The organism is Streptomyces sp. NPDC019443 (assembly GCF_044389785.1).
Lineage (GTDB): Bacteria > Actinomycetota > Actinomycetes > Streptomycetales > Streptomycetaceae > Streptomyces.
The window spans coordinates 224,241-240,570 of record NZ_JBIRYJ010000006.1; the positions used below are offsets into that span (position 1 = coordinate 224,241).

13 protein-coding genes are annotated in these 16,330 nt (G+C 71.9%); 10 read left to right on the forward strand and 3 right to left on the reverse strand.

Going from position 1 to position 16,330, the window contains the following annotated elements; genetic code table 11:
• Positions 1-1,268: HAMP domain-containing protein (locus ACH492_RS21105; protein ID WP_398989205.1), on the reverse strand; the 1,268-nt coding region annotated here is incomplete at its 3' end.
• A 230-nt stretch (positions 1,269-1,498) separates the two neighbouring features.
• Here ACH492_RS21105 and ACH492_RS21110 point away from each other — a divergent pair.
• Positions 1,499-3,460: a SpoIIE family protein phosphatase gene (locus ACH492_RS21110; protein WP_398989207.1), complete on the forward strand. Its 1,962-nt coding sequence runs from the start codon at positions 1,499-1,501 to the stop codon at positions 3,458-3,460.
• A gap of 40 nt (positions 3,461-3,500) precedes the next feature.
• Complete coding sequence (gene hemW / locus ACH492_RS21115) at positions 3,501-4,733, forward strand: radical SAM family heme chaperone HemW (RefSeq protein WP_398988698.1); 1,233 nt, start codon at positions 3,501-3,503, stop codon at positions 4,731-4,733.
• Between the two features lie 368 nt (positions 4,734-5,101).
• Here the strand turns inward: hemW and ACH492_RS21120 are convergent, their stop codons facing one another.
• Both ACH492_RS21120 and ACH492_RS21125 read right to left on the reverse strand, forming a co-directional pair.
• Positions 5,102-5,911 (reverse strand): DUF3097 domain-containing protein, encoded by an 810-nt coding sequence (locus ACH492_RS21120; protein WP_398988700.1) that lies wholly within the window; start codon positions 5,909-5,911, stop codon positions 5,102-5,104.
• Positions 5,912-5,921: 10 nt separating this feature from the next.
• A complete protein-coding gene (locus ACH492_RS21125; RefSeq protein WP_398988702.1) occupies positions 5,922-6,644 on the reverse strand; it encodes an MBL fold metallo-hydrolase in 723 nt (240 codons plus the stop codon).
• 165 nt (positions 6,645-6,809) lie between these two features.
• Between ACH492_RS21125 and hrcA the strand changes: the two genes are divergently transcribed.
• From hrcA to ACH492_RS21165, 8 genes are all read left to right on the forward strand, one after another.
• Positions 6,810-7,835, forward strand: a complete 1,026-nt coding sequence (gene hrcA / locus ACH492_RS21130; protein WP_398988704.1) for a heat-inducible transcriptional repressor HrcA — start codon at positions 6,810-6,812, stop codon at positions 7,833-7,835.
• Positions 7,836-8,972 (forward strand): molecular chaperone DnaJ, encoded by a 1,137-nt coding sequence (gene dnaJ, locus ACH492_RS21135; RefSeq protein WP_398988706.1) that lies wholly within the window; start codon positions 7,836-7,838, stop codon positions 8,970-8,972.
• A 150-nt stretch (positions 8,973-9,122) separates the two neighbouring features.
• Positions 9,123-10,193, forward strand: coding sequence for a nitronate monooxygenase (locus tag ACH492_RS21140; protein ID WP_398988708.1), 1,071 nt, complete (start codon positions 9,123-9,125; stop codon positions 10,191-10,193).
• Positions 10,193-10,936, forward strand: coding sequence for a 16S rRNA (uracil(1498)-N(3))-methyltransferase (locus ACH492_RS21145; protein ID WP_398988710.1), 744 nt, complete (start codon positions 10,193-10,195; stop codon positions 10,934-10,936). Before ACH492_RS21140 ends, ACH492_RS21145 begins: the two co-directional genes overlap by 1 nt.
• Before the next feature lie 248 nt (positions 10,937-11,184).
• Positions 11,185-11,712, forward strand: a complete 528-nt coding sequence (locus tag ACH492_RS21150; protein ID WP_398988712.1) for a hypothetical protein — start codon at positions 11,185-11,187, stop codon at positions 11,710-11,712.
• 46 nt (positions 11,713-11,758) lie between these two features.
• Positions 11,759-14,956 carry a S41 family peptidase gene (locus ACH492_RS21155; RefSeq protein ID WP_398988714.1) on the forward strand — a complete coding sequence of 1,066 codons (3,198 nt, stop codon included), beginning with the start codon at positions 11,759-11,761 and terminating at the stop codon, positions 14,954-14,956.
• Positions 14,957-15,044: 88 nt separating this feature from the next.
• A complete protein-coding gene (locus tag ACH492_RS21160; RefSeq protein WP_307665979.1) occupies positions 15,045-15,404 on the forward strand; it encodes a histidine triad nucleotide-binding protein in 360 nt (119 codons plus the stop codon).
• Between the two features lie 15 nt (positions 15,405-15,419).
• Positions 15,420-16,328, forward strand: a complete 909-nt coding sequence (locus tag ACH492_RS21165) for a ribonuclease Z (protein ID WP_398988716.1) — start codon at positions 15,420-15,422, stop codon at positions 16,326-16,328.
• Positions 16,329-16,330: the final 2 nt, after the last annotated feature.

A 16,330-nucleotide genomic window follows, 5' to 3' on the forward strand; every position in this document is an offset into this window, starting at 1 on the left:
ACGACTTCGCGGGCGACCCTTGTCACCTCGTCGGCGAAGGCGGACAGCTGGTCGACCATGGTGTTGATGGTCGACTTGAGTTCGAGGATCTCGCCCTTCGCCTCGACCGTGATCTTCTTGCCGAGGTCGCCCTGGGCGACGGCCGTCGACACGAGCGCGATGTTCCGGACCTGCGAGGTCAGGTTGTCGGCCATGAAGTTGACGTTCTCGGTCAGGTCCTTCCAGACGCCGGACACGCCGCGGACCTGGGCGCGGCCGCCGAGGTTGCCTTCCGTGCCGACTTCGCGGGCGACCCTTGTCACCTCGTCGGCGAAGGCGGACAGCTGGTCGACCATGGTGTTGATGGTCGACTTGAGTTCGAGGATCTCGCCCTGCGCGTCGACCGTGATCTTCTGCGACAGATCGCCGTTGGCGACGGCGGTGGTGACCTGCGCGATATTGCGGACCTGGGACGTCAGGTTGGACGCCATGAAGTTGACGTTGTCCGTGAGGTCCTTCCAGACCCCCGACACGCCGCGGACCTGGGCGCGGCCGCCCAACTGGCCTTCCGTACCGACTTCGCGGGCGACCCTCGTCACCTCGTCGGCGAAGGCCGAGAGCTGGTCCACCATCGTGTTCACGGTGAGCTTCAGCTCAAGGAGCTCGCCGGTCGCCTCGACCGTGACCGTACGGGTCAGATCGCCGCGCGCCACGGCGGTGGTCACCGCGGCGATGTCCCGCACCTGGGCCGTCAGACGGGACGCCATCGTATTGACGGCCTCTGTCACATCCCGCCAACTCCCGGACAGGCCCTGCACCTTGGCCCGGCCGCCGAGCCGCCCCTCGGTGCCGGCCTCGCGAGCGACTCGCGTCACCTCACTCGTGAAGAGCGAGAGCTGGTCGACCATTTTGTTGACCGCGCGGCCCAGCCGGCGCAGATCGCCGCGCAACTGGCGGTTGCCGTCGTGCAGATCGACCCGCTGGGTCAGATCGCCGCCCGCCACCGCGTCCAGCACCCGGGCGGCGTTCGCCGCGGGCACCACCAAGGCGTCGAGCAGCGCGTTCGTACTGTTCACGTCGGTGGTCCAGGCGCCCTGGCCGGGGCTCGCCGCCAGCCGGTCGTCCAGCCTGCCGTGCCGAACCACCTCTCGGCCTACGCGTGTCAGTTCGTCCGCGAAGTGCTTGTTGCGCACGGCGATCTGGTTGAACATCGTGGCCAGTTCCGCGGACATGCCTTCATGGGTTTCCGCCACCCGTATCCGGAAGTCGCCGTCCCGTAATGCCGTCATCGCGGCCAGCAGCGGGCGGAGCTCCGAGACACGGATCCAGGCGCCGTCCGTGGGCGGCTGGGCAGGCAGCCGGGAGTCCGGCTGGGCGGGAGACAACGCAATATCTTTGTTCATATCCGCCCACTTCGGTGACTCGACGCTTATGGGCAGGCTCAGTCTGTCACTCTGTCGGTGTCATAAGCGGCGCATTGCCAGAACCGACCAGGAGCCGCACAGTGGGGCCCATTCCGATGCAGCGCGACACCGGCCAGCGCTCAACTGCGTTGTACCCACTACGGGACGACGCACGGTCGATTTCCCGCACCAGCCTGCCCGGCAACCCGCTCGCGCCGTCCGCCGCGCGCCGTTTCGTGCGCGCCGCACTCGCCGACTGGACCAACCTCGGGCTGCTCGCCACCTGCGCCTTCTGCGGGGGCAGCGCAGGGCCCGCGGGCTGCCGGCCGGGAAACCACAGTACGGACCGGCTCGCGGACGACGCCGTGCTGATCGTCAACGAACTCGTCACCAACGCCGTCGTACACGCGGGCACCACCGTCGAACTCCTCTGCCGCCTCGAGGAGTCGGCCGAAAGTGAACCCGCCGCGCTGGTGATCGAGGTCTCCGACCACCACCCCGCAAGGGCCGTACGGAACCAAACGCACGACGCGGACCACACCGGCACTCCCGAGTACGGCCGCGGTCTCCACCTCGTCGGCGCGCTCGCCGAGCGCTGGGGCATCACCTATCTCGCAGCCCTCAAGACCGTCTGGGCCCGGCTCCCCGTCGACGGCTGGGACACCTGCCCGCTGCCCGGCGCCGAACCCGCGCTGCAGCGCGGGCTGCGCGCCGCGGAGATCCTCGCCCCCGCGCCGCGGCGCGCCGTCCGCGAGGACCGGTCCGATCAGGGCATGGCGAGCCGCGGGGCGCTCTCCTTCCTCGCCGAAGCCTCCGACCTGCTCGCCGGGCAGCTCGACGAGGACATGGTCGCGGCCCTCGCCGGGCAGCTGCTGGTGCCGCGGCTCGCCGACTGGTGCGCGATCTGGCTGGACGGCGAGGCCGGGCGCTCGGGCTGGGGGACGGGCGGCTCGGCAGGGATGGCACCACGGCTCGCCCGGGTCTGGCACAGCGACGAGTCCCGTATGGAGATGCTGCGCGAGGCCCTGGAAAAGGAACCTCCGCGGCTGCCAGAGACCTCGGGCAACGGACCTGTGCCTATCCCCTGGCCCCGCGACGGCGAGCCGGGCGCGGGCGAGGGCACGGCCGTCGCCTACCGCCTCGTCGCGGGCGGACGCGGCCTGGGCACGCTGCTCGTGGCACGCCAGGGCCTGGCGCGCGTGCCCGACGAAGTGACCGCACTGATCGAGGACTTCGCGCGGCGGGTCGCCCTGGCGATCAGCGCGGCCCGGCAGTACACCCGGCAGGCCACGATCAGCAAGGTCCTCCAGCGCGGGCTGCTGCCCGGCAAGGTCGGCGAGATCCCGGGCGTCGACCGGTTCCTGGTCTACGAGCCGAGTGACGACGGCGTCGCGGGCGGCGACTTCTACGACATCTTTCCGGCCGGCTCCGGCGGCCGCTGGTGCTTCATGCTCGGCGACGTCCAGGGCAGCGGGCCCGAGGCCGCCGTCGTCACCGGCCTCGCCCGGCCGTGGCTGCGGCTGCTCGCCCGCGAGGGATACCAGGTGGGCGAGGTGCTCGACCGGCTGAACAAACTGCTGCTCGACGACGCGATGGAGGCGGCGGAGGCGGCCGCCCTGATGGTCGCGGCGGCGGGCGGGCAGGGCGTGCCCGATGGGCCGCAGGCGCGCTTCCTGTCCCTGCTCTACGGCGAGCTGGTGCGCTCGCCGCAGGGTGGCGTGCGATGCACCCTCGCGAGCGCGGGTCATCCGCTGCCGCTGCTGCTGCGCCCCGACGGCCGGGTGCGTACGGCGGCGGAGCCGCAGGTGCTGCTCGGGGTCGTCGACGACGTGGCGTACCTGAGCCAGACCTTCGACCTGGAGCCGGGCGACACGCTGCTCTGCGTCACGGACGGGGTGACCGAGCGTCGCTCGGGGCCGCGGATGTTCGACGACGGCGACGGGCTCGAGCGGGTGCTCGCCGGGTGCGCGGGGCTCACCGCGCAGGGAGTCGCGGAGCGGATCAGGCAGGCGGTGTACGAGTTCGCGGAGACGCCTCCGGAGGACGATCTGGCGCTTCTGGTGCTCCAGGCGCAGTAGCCGTTCGGGGTGACGGCCACGGTGACGGACAATGGGGGGCATGCCTTCCGTACTGCCCGATGGTGAGCCCATGCCCGAGGACGGGGCGCTGCCCGCGTCCGCGCTCCAGGGCGCCGCGGACCGGCCGCTCGCCTTTTACCTGCATGTGCCGTACTGCGCGACGCGCTGCGGCTACTGCGACTTCAACACCTACACGGCGACCGAGCTGCGCGGCTCGGGCGGCGTGCTGGCCTCCCGCGACAACTACGCCGAGATGGTGGCGGAGGAGATCCGGCTGGCCCGCAAGGTGCTGGGCGACGACCCGCGGCAGGTGCGGACGGTGTTCGTCGGGGGCGGTACGCCGACGCTGCTGGCCGCGGGAGATCTCGTACGGATGCTGGATGCCGTACGGGACGAATTCGGGCTCGCCGACGACGCGGAGATCACCACCGAGGCGAACCCGGAGTCGGTGGATCCGGAGTATCTCGCCCAGCTGCGCGCCGGGGGCTTCAACCGGATCTCCTTCGGGATGCAGAGCGCGCGGCAGCACGTACTGAAGGTGCTGGACCGTACGCATACCCCGGGCCGTCCGGAGGCGTGCGTCGCGGAGGCGCGGGAGGCGGGCTTCGGCCACGTGAACCTCGACCTGATCTACGGCACGCCGGGGGAGAGCGACGACGACTGGCGCGCGTCCCTGGCGGCGGCGGTGGCAGCCGGGCCCGACCACATCTCGGCGTACGCGCTGATCGTGGAGGAGGGCACGCAGCTGGCGCGCCGCATCCGCCGGGGCGAGGTGCCGATGACCGACGACGACGTCCACGCGGACCGGTATCTGATCGCGGACTCGGCGCTGCGGGAGGCGGGCTTCGACTGGTACGAGGTCTCCAACTGGTCGACCTCCGAGGCCGGCCGGTGCCTGCACAACGAGCTGTACTGGCGCGGCGCGGACTGGTGGGGCGCCGGCCCCGGCGCGCACAGCCATGTGGGCGGGGTGCGCTGGTGGAACGTGAAGCACCCGGGCGCGTACGCGGCGGCGCTTGCCGACTCCCGCTCGCCGGGTGCCGGGCGCGAACTGCTCTCCCCGGAGGACCGCCGGGTGGAGCGCGTCCTGCTGGAACTCCGCCTGAGCGAGGGCTGCCCGCTGGACCTGCTGCGCGCGGACGGCCTGGCGGCAGCGGGTCGGGCGTTGTCGGACGGTCTGCTGGAGCCGGGGCCGTACGCCGAGGGGCGTGCGGTGCTGACGCTGCGGGGGCGGCTGCTGGCGGACGCGGTGGTGCGGGACCTGGTGGACTGACGGGGCGGGGTGCCCTGCGGGGCCCGTTCCCCGACCCGCCCCCTCCCGCAACCGGGGGCAAGTCCTCCAGACCCGCCCCCCACGCCCTGCGGGCGTGGGGGGACCCTCAGTACGCCCATCAAGGCGTGTCCTGGGTCTCCCCCAGACTTCGTCCGGGGGAGACCCCAACGGGCTTTGATTTCCGCCGGTCGGCCTGAAAATTCAGGCCGACCGGCGGAAATCAAGCCTCGCGGCGATTGAGGCGCGGTCCCGGACGCGAAATCCAGCCCCGTGGGGCCCCGGACGAAGTCTGGGGGAGATTGAGGCGCGGGGTCCGGGGCGGAGCCCCGGTTACGGGAAGGGGCGGGGTGGGGAAAGAACCCCCCCGCTCACACCCCCGGCGCCGTCACGAAGTCGATCAGCTCCTCCACCCGCCCCAGCAGCTCCGGCTCCAGGTCCTTGTACGACCGCACCCCCGACAGGATCCGCTGCCACGCCGCCCCCGTGTTCTCCGGCCAGCCCAGAGCACGGCAGACGCCCGTCTTCCAGTCCTCGCCGCGCGGGACCGCCGGCCAGGCGCGGATGCCCACCGAGGACGGCTTCACCGCCTCCCACACGTCGATGTACGGGTGGCCCACCACCAGGGCGTGGGCGCTGGAGATCTCGGACGCGATGCGGGACTCCTTCGAGCCCGGGACCAGGTGGTCCACCAGTACACCCAGGCGCGCGTCCGGGCCCGGGGCGAAGTCCGTGACGATCGCGGGGAGGTCGTCGATGCCCTCCAGGTACTCCACCACCACCCCCTCGATCCGCAGATCGTCGCCCCAGACCTTCTCGACGAGCTCGGCGTCGTGGCGGCCCTCCACGTAGATGCGCCCGGCGCGCGCGACCCGCGCGCGGGCGCCGGGGACCGCGAGGGAGCCCGAGGCCGTACGGACCGGGCGGGCCGCGGACGGCGACGTCGGGCGGACCAGGGTGACGACGCGGCCTTCCAGCAGGAAGCCCCGCGGGGCCAGCGGGAACACCCGGTGTTTGCCGAAGCGGTCCTCCAGGGTCACAGTCCCCGCCTCGCAGCCGATCACCGCGCCGCAGAAGCCCGTGCCGACCTCCTCCACGACCAGGTCCGGGTCGGCGGGGACCTCGGGAGCCGGCTGCTGCTTCTTCCAAGGTGGCGTCAGATCGGGGCTGTAGCTGCGCATTCGGCAGACGCTACGACACCCCGAAGCGCGCCGCCAGCACGTCGCGTTGGGCGCGTACGAACGCCGCGTCGACGACCGCCCCGTGCCCCGGCACGTACACCGCGTCCTCGCCTCCCAGGGACAGCAGCCGGTCCAGCGCCGCCGGCCAGCGGGACGGGATCGCGTCCGGGCCCGCCTGGGGTTCGCCCGACTCCTCCACCAGGTCGCCGCAGAACACCACCTCCGGGCTGCCCGGCACCAGGACCGCCAGATCGTGGCCCGAATGTCCTGGGCCCACATTCGCCAGCAGCACCTGGCGGCCGCCCAGCTCCAGCGTCCACTCCCCGCTCACCATGTGGTGCGGCACCACCAGCACGTCGACCGCCTGGGCCGCGTCGTCTTCGGCTACCCCGTGGCGTACCGCCGAGCCGCGGATCCCGTCCCGCTCCCGCTTCATCAGATCGGCCACACCGACCGCGCCGTACACCTGAGCCCCCGCGAATGCCGCCGTCCCCAGCACATGGTCGAAGTGGGGGTGGCTCAGTGCGATATGCGTCACCCGGCGGCCGCCCAGCAGCCCCTGCGCCTGGGTGCGGAGCTCGGCGCCCTCGCGGAGTGTGGAGCCCGTGTCGTACATGAGGACACCGCTGTCACCGGCGATCAGACCCACAGTCGCGTCCCAGACCGGCATCCGTCGGCGGCCCACCCCGTCGGCCAGCCGCTCCCAGCCGAACTCTTCCCAACTGACGTCCATACCGGGACGCTATCGGCAACGACCAGGGATGTCGCACGGTAGCGTGGTCGGCCGCCCTTGCTAGGGGCGTACCCCACGGCCGTACACTGGCACGGTGAAAGGCTGGCACTCGTATGCATCGAGTGCCAAGCAGTCGCCCAGGGACCACAGCTGGAGGTGTGCGCGGTGCTCAGTGAACGCAGACTCGAGGTGCTGCGCGCCATCGTCCAGGACTATGTCGGCACCGAGGAGCCCGTCGGTTCCAAGGCGCTCACCGAGCGTCATAAGCTCGGCGTCTCGCCGGCCACTGTCCGCAACGACATGGCGGTGCTGGAGGAGGAAGGGTTCATCGCCCAGCCGCACACCAGCGCCGGACGCATCCCGACCGACAAGGGCTACCGGCTCTTCGTCGACAAGCTGGCGGGCGTCAAGCCGCTGTCGTCGCCCGAGCGCCGCGCCATCCAGAACTTCCTGGACGGAGCCGTCGACCTCGACGACGTCGTGGGCCGTACGGTACGGCTGCTGGCGCAGCTGACCCGGCAGGTCGCCGTCGTCCAGTACCCCTCGCTGACCCGGTCCACCGTCCGGCACGTGGAGCTCCTCCCGCTCGCGCCCGCCCGGCTGATGCTGGTGCTGATCACGGACACCGGACGGGTCGAGCAGCGCATGATCGACTGCGCGGCGCCGTTCGGTGACACCTCGCTCGCGGACCTGCGGGCCCGGCTCAACAGCCGGGTCGTCGGGCGCCGCTTCGCGGATGTGCCGCAGCTGGTGCAGGACCTTCCCGATTCCTTCGAGGCGGAGGACCGCGGGACCGTCTCCACGGTGCTCTCGACCCTGCTCGAAACCCTGGTCGAGGAGACCGAGGAGCGTCTGGTGATCGGCGGCACCGCCAACCTGACGCGCTTCGGGCACGACTTCCCGTTGACGATCAGGCCGGTGCTGGAGGCGCTCGAGGAGCATGTGGTGCTCCTCAAGCTGCTCGGCGAGGCCAAGGAATCGGGCGGTATGGGCATGACCGTACGGATCGGTCACGAGAACGCCCATGAAGGCCTCAACTCCACGTCCGTGGTCGCGGTCGGCTACGGTTCGGGCGACGAGGCAGTTGCCAAACTCGGCGTGGTCGGACCGACCCGCATGGACTACCCCGGAACGATGGGAGCGGTACGCGCAGTGGCACGTTACGTCGGACAGATCCTGGCGGAGTCGTAAGTGGCCACGGACTACTACGCCGTACTCGGCGTGCGCCGCGACGCATCGCAGGACGAGATCAAGAAGGCCTTCCGCCGCCTTGCGCGCGAACTCCACCCGGATGTGAATCCGGACCCGAAGACGCAGGAGCGCTTCAAGGAGATCAACGCCGCCTACGAGGTGCTGTCGGACCCGCAGAAGAAGCAGGTCTACGACCTCGGCGGGGACCCGCTTTCGCAGGCGGGCGGCGGAGGCGCGGGCGGCTTCGGAGCCGGTGGCTTCGGGAACTTCTCGGACATCATGGACGCGTTCTTCGGTACGGCGTCGCAGCGCGGGCCGAGGTCGCGTACGCGGCGCGGCCAGGACGCGATGATCCGGCTGGAGATCGACCTCAACGAGGCGGCCTTCGGTACGACCAAGGACATCCAGGTCGACACGGCAGTCGTCTGCACGACGTGCTCGGGCGAGGGCGCGGCGCCGGGTACCTCGGCGCAGACCTGCGACATGTGCCGCGGCCGCGGTGAGGTCTCGCAGGTGACGCGGTCCTTCCTGGGCCAGGTCATGACGTCGCGGCCGTGCCCGCAGTGCCAGGGCTTCGGCACGGTCGTTCCGACGCCGTGCCCGGAGTGCGCCGGCGACGGCCGTATCCGGTCCCGTCGCACGCTGACCGTGAAGATCCCGGCCGGCGTCGACAACGGCACGCGCATCCAGCTCGCCGGTGAGGGCGAGGTCGGCCCCGGCGGCGGCCCCGCGGGTGATCTGTACGTCGAGATCCACGAGCTGCCGCACCCGGTCTTCCAGCGGCGCGGCGACGATCTGCACTGCACGGTGACCATCCCGATGACGGCGGCGGCGCTGGGCACGAAGTGCCCGCTGGAGACGCTGGACGGCATGGAGGACGTCGACATCCGCCCGGGCACGCAGTCGGGGCAGTCGATCCCGCTGCACGGGCGCGGCATCACGCACCTGCGGGGCGGGGGCCGCGGCGACCTGATCGTGCACGTCGAGGTGATGACCCCGTCGAAGCTGGACGCGGATCAGGAGCGGCTGCTGCGGGACCTGGCGAAGCTGCGCGGGGAGGAGCGGCCGACGGGCCAGTTCCAGCCGGGCCAGCAAGGCCTGTTCTCCCGCCTGAAGGACGCGTTCAACGGCCGGTAAACGGAGTCACCGGGCTCGCGGTTGCCGTGGGCCGGGGGACGTTCGTGGTTGCTGTCGGTGGCGGGTTTCGCGGGCGAGCCCCCAAGCTGCCCGGTTAACGAACGGAACGCCGGATTCGGTGGTGCGGGAGTGACATGGCACCATGCCTGCATGTCCTCCGCACTGGCCGATCTTTGCCGTTATCCGATCGTGCAGGCCCCCATGGCGGGCGGCGCATCCTGCCCGCAGCTCGCCGCCGCCGTGTCCGAAGCCGGTGGGCTCGGGTTCCTGGCTGCCGGGTACAAGACCGCGGACGGCATGTACCAGGAGATCAAACAGGTCCGCGGGCTCACCGGGCAGCCCTTCGGCGTCAATCTCTTCATGCCGCAGCCCAACACCGCCGACCCCGCCGCCGTCGAGGTCTACCGGCATCAGCTCGCCGGTGAGGCCGCCTGGTACGAGACACCGCTCGGCGACCCCGACTCCGGGCGGGACGACGGATACGAGGCGAAGCTCGCCATCCTCCTCGACGATCCGGTTCCCGTTGTCTCCTTCACCTTCGGCTGTCCGACCCGCGATGTGCTCGACACCTTCGCCAAGGCCGGGACCTTCACCGTCGTCACCGTCACCACGCCCGAAGAGGCGCAGGCCGCGCAGTGGGCCGGGGCGGATGCCGTGTGCGTGCAGGGCGTCGAGGCCGGCGGACACCAGGGCACGCACCGGGACGACCCCGCGACCGACGGCTCCGGCATCGGGCTGCTCTCGCTCGTCGCGCTGGTCCGCGAGTCCGTGCAGCTGCCTGTCATCGCCGCGGGCGGCCTGATGCGCGGCGGCCAGATCGCCGGCGTGCTCGCGGCCGGCGCGGTCGCGGCGCAGCTCGGGACGGCCTTCCTGGTCTGCCCCGAGTCCGGCGCCAACGCGCTGCACAAGCAGGCCATGACCAACCCGCTGTTCGTACGCACCGAACTCACCCGCGCCTTCTCCGGGCGGCCCGCCCGCGGTCTCGTCAACCGCTTCATGCGCGAGCACGGCCCGTACGCCCCCGCCGCCTACCCCCAGGTGCACCATCTGACGAGCCCTCTGCGCAAGGCCGCCGCCAAGGCGGGCGATCCCCAGGGGATGGCGCTCTGGGCCGGGCAGGGCCACAAGATGGCGCGCGACCTGTCGGCCGGCCGGCTTGTCGAGGTACTCGTCGCCGAACTGGACTCCGCGCGCGCCGCACTGGCCCTGGGCCGTTCCTGATGACCGCGCCCGTATTCGTCGTCGACTCCCTGGAGGGCGTGGGACCGGGTGCGGTCCTCACCCTGGACGGGCCCGAGGGGCGGCACGCCGTCTCCGTACGCCGACTGCAGTCCGGCGAGGACATCGTGCTCACGGACGGCCGCGGTCGCGGTGCCGCGGGCGTCGTCCTGCGGACCGAGGGCAAGGACCGGCTGATCGTCGAGCCGTTCGAATTCCCCACGGAGCCCGAGCCGACGCCCCGTATCACCGTCGTCCAGGCGCTCCCCAAGGGCGACCGCGGCGAACTCGCCGTCGAGACCATGACGGAGACCGGCGTCGACGCGGTCGTACCGTGGGCGGCCGCGCGTTGCATCACACAGTGGAAGGGCGAGCGGGGCGCCAAGGCGCTCGCCAGGTGGCGGGCGACGGCTCGCGAGGCGGGCAAGCAGTCTCGCAGGCTCCGCTTCCCCGAGGTCGCGGACGCAGCAACGACCAAGCAGGTTGCGGCACTTCTCGCCAAAGCCGATTTCGCGGCGGTCCTGCATGAGGAGGGGGCCGAGCCGCTGGCCACCGCGGAGCTGCCGGCGGAGGGGTCGATCGTACTGGTGGTGGGGCCCGAAGGGGGCGTGTCGCCGGAGGAGTTGGCGGCGTTCGCGGACGCGGGTGCGAAGCCGTACCGGCTCGGCCGCAGTGTGCTGCGTACGTCGACCGCGGGCACAGCGGCGACGGCGCTGCTGCTGGGCCGCACGGGCCGCTGGTCCTGACGCTCCGCCTGCGGCGGGCGTTCCCCTTCCCGCCCGTACGCCCTGGCGGGCGGGGGCCCCACTTTGGGGCTTCGCCCCAGACCACGTACGCCCGCTGGGGGTCCGCCACCCCGTACGCCCTTCGGGCGCTGGAGCGGGGTACGGGGCGGAGCCCCGGGTTCGCGCCCGCCCGAACCGTGTCGATGCGTGGCGGCAAGCGGTCTACCGCAGCCCGGGGCCGCAGTGGGAGCCTGCCCCTCATGAGGGCCATGAGACGAATACGCTACCCGCGCACCCTCGCCGCAATCGGCGCTGCCGGCACGGCAGTCGTGGGTGTCACGGCCTGTGAGCCGACAACCGGTGGACTGAGTTCCGTCGCCGTCGCGATCACCACCGACAAGACGGGGACCAGCACACTCGAACGCCTCGGCTTCGATGTGCGCTGGCTCAGCTGTACGGCGACGATCAACGGCGGCAAAGCCGGTACCGGAGCGACCAAGTCGCCCTCCCCGTCGCGCGGCGCCGCGGTCGACTGCCAGGGCGAGACCAACTCGGAACAGGACATCACGCTCAAGGGCAAGGTGACGGAGGAGCGTTCGGGAAAGTGCGTGCGCGGCGACCTGATCGCGAAGGTCGACCGCAAGGTCGTCTTCCAGGCCACCGTGCTCGGCAACTGCTCCGGCGCTCCCACCCGTTCCCCCACCCGTTTGCCCAGCCACTCGCCGAGCGGGACCCCGGGTGCCACCGCCACCGTCACCGTGACCGTCACCGCGACGCCCGATCCGCCGCGCAAGTGATCCGAAAGCCGTGACCGGGCGGCGGCCGCCTGCCTAGGGTGACGGTGTGACGCACCCTGCCTATCTCCGGTATCCGCATGTCCACGGCGAGTTGATCGCCTTCACCGCAGAGGACGACGTCTGGGTCGCCCCGCTGGACGGCGGCCGGGCCTGGCGCGTCAGCGCCGACAACGTTCCGGTGAATCACCCCAGGATCTCGCCCGACGGCACGCACATCGCCTGGTCGTCGCAGCTGGCCGGCGCGCCCGAGGTGCACCTCGCGCCCATCGACGGCGGGCCCGCGGACCGGCTGACGTACTGGGGCAGCGGAAGGACGTCCGTCCGCGGCTGGACCCCGGACGGCGAGGTTCTCGCGATCAGTACGTACGGCCAGGCCTCGCTGCGCCGCAGCTGGGCGCGGGCGGTGCCGCTCGACGGCGGGCCCGCGACCGTCCTGCCGTACGGGCCCGTGGGCGATGTGGCGTACGGGCCGCACACAGTGCTGCTCTCCGCCACCATGGGGCGCGAGGCCGCCGCCTGGAAGCGCTACCGGGGCGGTACGGCGGGCAAGTTGTGGATCGACCGGGCGGGCGACGGGGAGTTCGTACGCCTGCATGAGGAGCTCGACGGGAACATCGAGTACCCGCTGTGGGCGGGGGGCCGGATCGCCTTCCTCTCCGACCACGAGGGTGTGGGAGCGGTGTACTCGTCCCTGGCCGACGGGTCCGATCTGCGGCGGCACACCGGAGTTGACGGCTTTTACGCCCGCCACGCCGCCACCGACGGCACCCGGGTCGCCTACGCCTCGGCCGGTGAACTGTGGCTCCTCGACGACCTCGACGGCGCCGAGCCCCGCAGGCTCGACATCCGGCTCGGCGGCCAGCGCACCGATCTGCGGCCCCGCCCCGTCAAGGCCGACTACTACCTGGGCACCGCCACGCCCGACCACACGGGCCGCGGCAGCGCGGTGGAGATCCGTGGCGGCGTCCACTGGGTCACGCACCGGGAAGGGCCCGCGCGGGCGCTCGCCGTGGAGCCCGGCGTACGGGCGAGGCTGCCCCGCACCTTCCGGGTCGACGGCGAGGAGCACGTCGTCTGGGTCACCGACGCCGAGGGGGACGACGCCCTCGAATTCGCCCCGGCCACCGGCAAGGCGCCCGGCGCGACGCCGCGCAGACTCGGCGCGGGACGGCTCGGCCGGGTCCTGAGCCTGGCGGTCGCCCCCGACGGCAGCCGTGCCGCCGTCGCCTCGCACGACGGCCGCGTACTGCTCGTCGAACGCGAGTCGGGCGAGGTCCGCGAGGTCGACCGCAGCGAGCACGGCGAGGCCACGGGTCTGGCCTTCTCGCCGGACTCCGGCTGGCTCGCCTGGTCGCACGCGGGGCCCGACCCGCTGCGCCAGCTCAAGCTCGCCAACACCGCCGATCTCTCGGTGTCCGAGGCGACCCCGCTGCGCTTCTGCGACTTCCAGCCCGCTTTCACGCTCGACGGCAAGCACCTCGCGTTCCTCTCCGAGCGTGCCTTCGACCCGGTCTACGACACGCATGTCTTCGACCTCGCCTTCGTCGGCGGCTGCCGCCCGCACCTGATCACGCTCGCGGCCACGACGCCGTCGCCGTTCGGACCGCAGCGCCACGGGCGGGCCTTCGAGGCGGACAAGGACCAGCGGCAGCAGGACGGCGAGGAGAGCGGCGTCCCGGTCACCCGTATCGACCTCGAAGGACTCGCCGACCGGATAGTGCCGTTCCCCGTCGAGGCCGCCCGCTACTCCACGCTGCGCGCCGCCAAGGAGGGGCTGCTGTGGCTGCACCACCCGCTGCGCGGCGTCCTCGGCACGACCCGCGCCACGCCCGACGACCCGGGGCCCAAGACCGCGCTGGAGCGGTACGACCTGGACCAGCAGCAGATCGAGGAACTCTCCTCGGACGCCACGAACTTCCAGGTCAGCGGCGACGGAAAGCGGGTGCTGCTGTACACGGACGGCAAGCTCAAAGTGGTGCCGAGCGACCGCAGGGCCTCGCGCGACGAGGACAGCGACACCAACATCACCGTCGACCTCTCGCGCGTACGCGGCAGTGTCGACCCGGCTGCCGAGTGGCGGCAGATGTACGACGAGGCCGGCCGGCTGATGCGCGACAACTTCTGGCGCGCGGACCTCGGCGGCGTCGACTGGGACGGTGCACTCGACCGCTACCGCCCGGTGCTGAAGCGCGTGGCCACCCACGACGATCTGATGGACCTTCTGTGGGAGGTACAGGGCGAACTCGGCACCTCGCACGCCTACGTCACGCCGCGCTGGGGGTACGGGAACAGCTCGACGCGGCAGGGGCTGCTGGGCGCGGACATCTCCCGGGCGGCGGACGGCGCGTGGCGCATCGACCGCATCCTGCCGTCCGAGACGTCCGACCCGAAGGCCCACTCGCCCCTCGCCGCGCCGGGCGTCGCGGTGCGCGCGGGCGACGCGATCCTCGCGGTGGACGGCCGCCCGGTGGACCCCGTCGCCGGGCCGGGGCCGCTGCTGGTCGGCGCGGCGGGCAAGCCCGTCGAACTGACCATCTCCCCGGCGGGCGGCGGCGATCCGCGGCACGCGGTCGTCGTCCCGCTCGCCGACGAGGAGCCGCTGCGCTACCACGCGTGGGTGTCCGGCCGGCGTGCGTACGTCCACGAGAAGTCCGGTGGCCGGCTGGGCTATCTGCACGTCCCCGACATGCAGGCGCCGGGCTGGGCGCAGATCCACCGGGACCTGCGGGTCGAGGTGGCGCGCGAGGGACTGGTCGTGGACGTACGGGAGAACCGCGGCGGGCATACGTCCCAGCTCGTCGTGGAGAAACTGGCGCGCCGGATCGTGGGCTGGGACCTGCCGCGCGGGATGCAGCCCTTCAGCTACCCCCAGGACGCGCCGCGCGGCCCGGTCGTCGCGGTGGCGAACGAGTTCTCCGGCTCGGACGGCGACATCGTCAACGCGGCGATCAAGGCGCTGGGCATCGGCCCGGTGGTGGGCACGCGGACCTGGGGCGGCGTGGTGGGCATCGACAGCAGGTACTCACTGGTGGACGGGACGCTGGTGACGCAGCCCAAGTACGCGTTCTGGCTCGAGGGGTACGGCTGGGGCGTGGAGAACCATGGCGTGGACCCGGACGTGGAGGTGGTGATGTCTCCCCAGGACCACGCGTCGGGCCGTGATCCGCAACTGGACGAGGCGGTCCGGATGGCGCTGGCGGTGCTGACGGAGAACCCGGCGAAGTCGCCTCCGGAGCTCCCGTAGGCGGGCGGGTCGCCGTCCCACAGCACCACGAACCCGATCACTCGATACGATGCCGGTCGTAGTGGACTCACTCGAGGAGGACCCAGGCATGGCGGGAGAACCGCAGGCTGACTGCCTGTTCTGCAAGATCGTCGCGGGGGAGGTGCCGGCCACAGTCGTACGGGAGACCGAGACCGTCGTCGCCTTCCGCGACATCAACCCCCAGGCCCCCACCCACGTCCTGGTCATCCCCAGGGCGCACTACCGGGACGCCGCCACCCTCGCCGCCGCCGAGCCGCAGCTCGTCGCCGATCTGCTGCGGGAGGCCGGTGAGGTGGCGGCCGAGGAGAAGGTCGACGGCGCCGGGTACCGGATCGTCTTCAACACCGGTACCGGCGCGGGACAGACCGTCTTCCACGCCCACGCCCACCTGCTGGGCGGCCGCGGCCTCGAGTGGCCCCCCGGATGACGGAGCCGACTCACCTTGTCCGTACGTGAACTCGTCGTGCTCGGGACCGCCAGCCAGGTCCCGACGCGGCACCGCAACCACAACGGCTACCTGCTGCGCTGGGACGGCGAGGGCATCCTCTTCGACCCCGGTGAGGGCACCCAGCGCCAGATGCTGCGTGCCGGGGTCGCCGCGCACGACATCAACCGGATCTGCGTCACGCACTTCCACGGCGACCACTCACTCGGCCTGGCCGGGGTGATCCAGCGGATCAACCTCGACCGGGTCCCGCACGAGGTGTCCGCGCACTATCCGGCCGACGGGCAGCGCTACTTCGACCGGCTGCGGTACGCGACTGCCTACCGCGAGACGGTCGAGCTGATCGCGTCTCCGGTCGCCGCCGACGGCGTCCTGGCCGAGTCCGCGTCGTACACCATCGAGGCCCGCAGACTCTCGCACCCCGTCGAGTCGTACGGCTACCGCCTCGTCGAGCCGGACGGCCGCCGGATGCTGCCCGAGAAGCTCGCCGCGTACGGCATCAAGGGGCCGGACGTCGGCCGGCTCCAGCGCGAGGGCGAGGTGGGCGGCGTTCCGTTGAACGCGGTCAGCGAACTCCGCAAAGGGCAGCGCTTCGCCTTCGTCATGGACACCCGGCTCTGCGAAGGCGTGCACGCGCTCGCGGACGGCTGCGACATGCTCGTCATCGAGTCGACCTTCCTCGACGGGGACGAGCATCTCGCCGAGGACCACGGCCACTTGACCGCCGGGCAGGCGGCCCGGGCGGCCCGTGACGCGGGCGTGCGGCATCTGGTCCTGACGCACTTCTCGCAGCGGTACAACGAACCCGAGGAATTCGAGCGGCAGGCGCGGGCGGCCGGTTTCGAGGGGGAACTGACCGTCGCTCACGACCTGCTGCGTGTCCCTTTCCCCAAACGTCACCCGTAACC

What these genes read in the sequence shown, in the direction of transcription:
- ACH492_RS21110 (WP_398989207.1), top strand. Translation starts at nt 1,499, where the DNA reads ATGCAGCGCGACACCGGCCAGCGCTCAACTGCGTTGTACCCACTACGG.
- hemW (WP_398988698.1), top strand. Translation starts at nt 3,501, where the DNA reads ATGCCTTCCGTACTGCCCGATGGTGAGCCCATGCCCGAGGACGGGGCG.
- ACH492_RS21120 (WP_398988700.1), bottom strand. Translation starts at nt 5,911, where the DNA reads ATGCGCAGCTACAGCCCCGATCTGACGCCACCTTGGAAGAAGCAGCAG.
- ACH492_RS21125 (WP_398988702.1), bottom strand. Translation starts at nt 6,644, where the DNA reads ATGGACGTCAGTTGGGAAGAGTTCGGCTGGGAGCGGCTGGCCGACGGG.
- ACH492_RS21140 (WP_398988708.1), top strand. Translation starts at nt 9,123, where the DNA reads ATGTCCTCCGCACTGGCCGATCTTTGCCGTTATCCGATCGTGCAGGCC.
- ACH492_RS21145 (WP_398988710.1), top strand. Translation starts at nt 10,193, where the DNA reads ATGACCGCGCCCGTATTCGTCGTCGACTCCCTGGAGGGCGTGGGACCG.
- ACH492_RS21150 (WP_398988712.1), top strand. Translation starts at nt 11,185, where the DNA reads ATGAGACGAATACGCTACCCGCGCACCCTCGCCGCAATCGGCGCTGCC.
- ACH492_RS21160 (WP_307665979.1), top strand. Translation starts at nt 15,045, where the DNA reads ATGGCGGGAGAACCGCAGGCTGACTGCCTGTTCTGCAAGATCGTCGCG.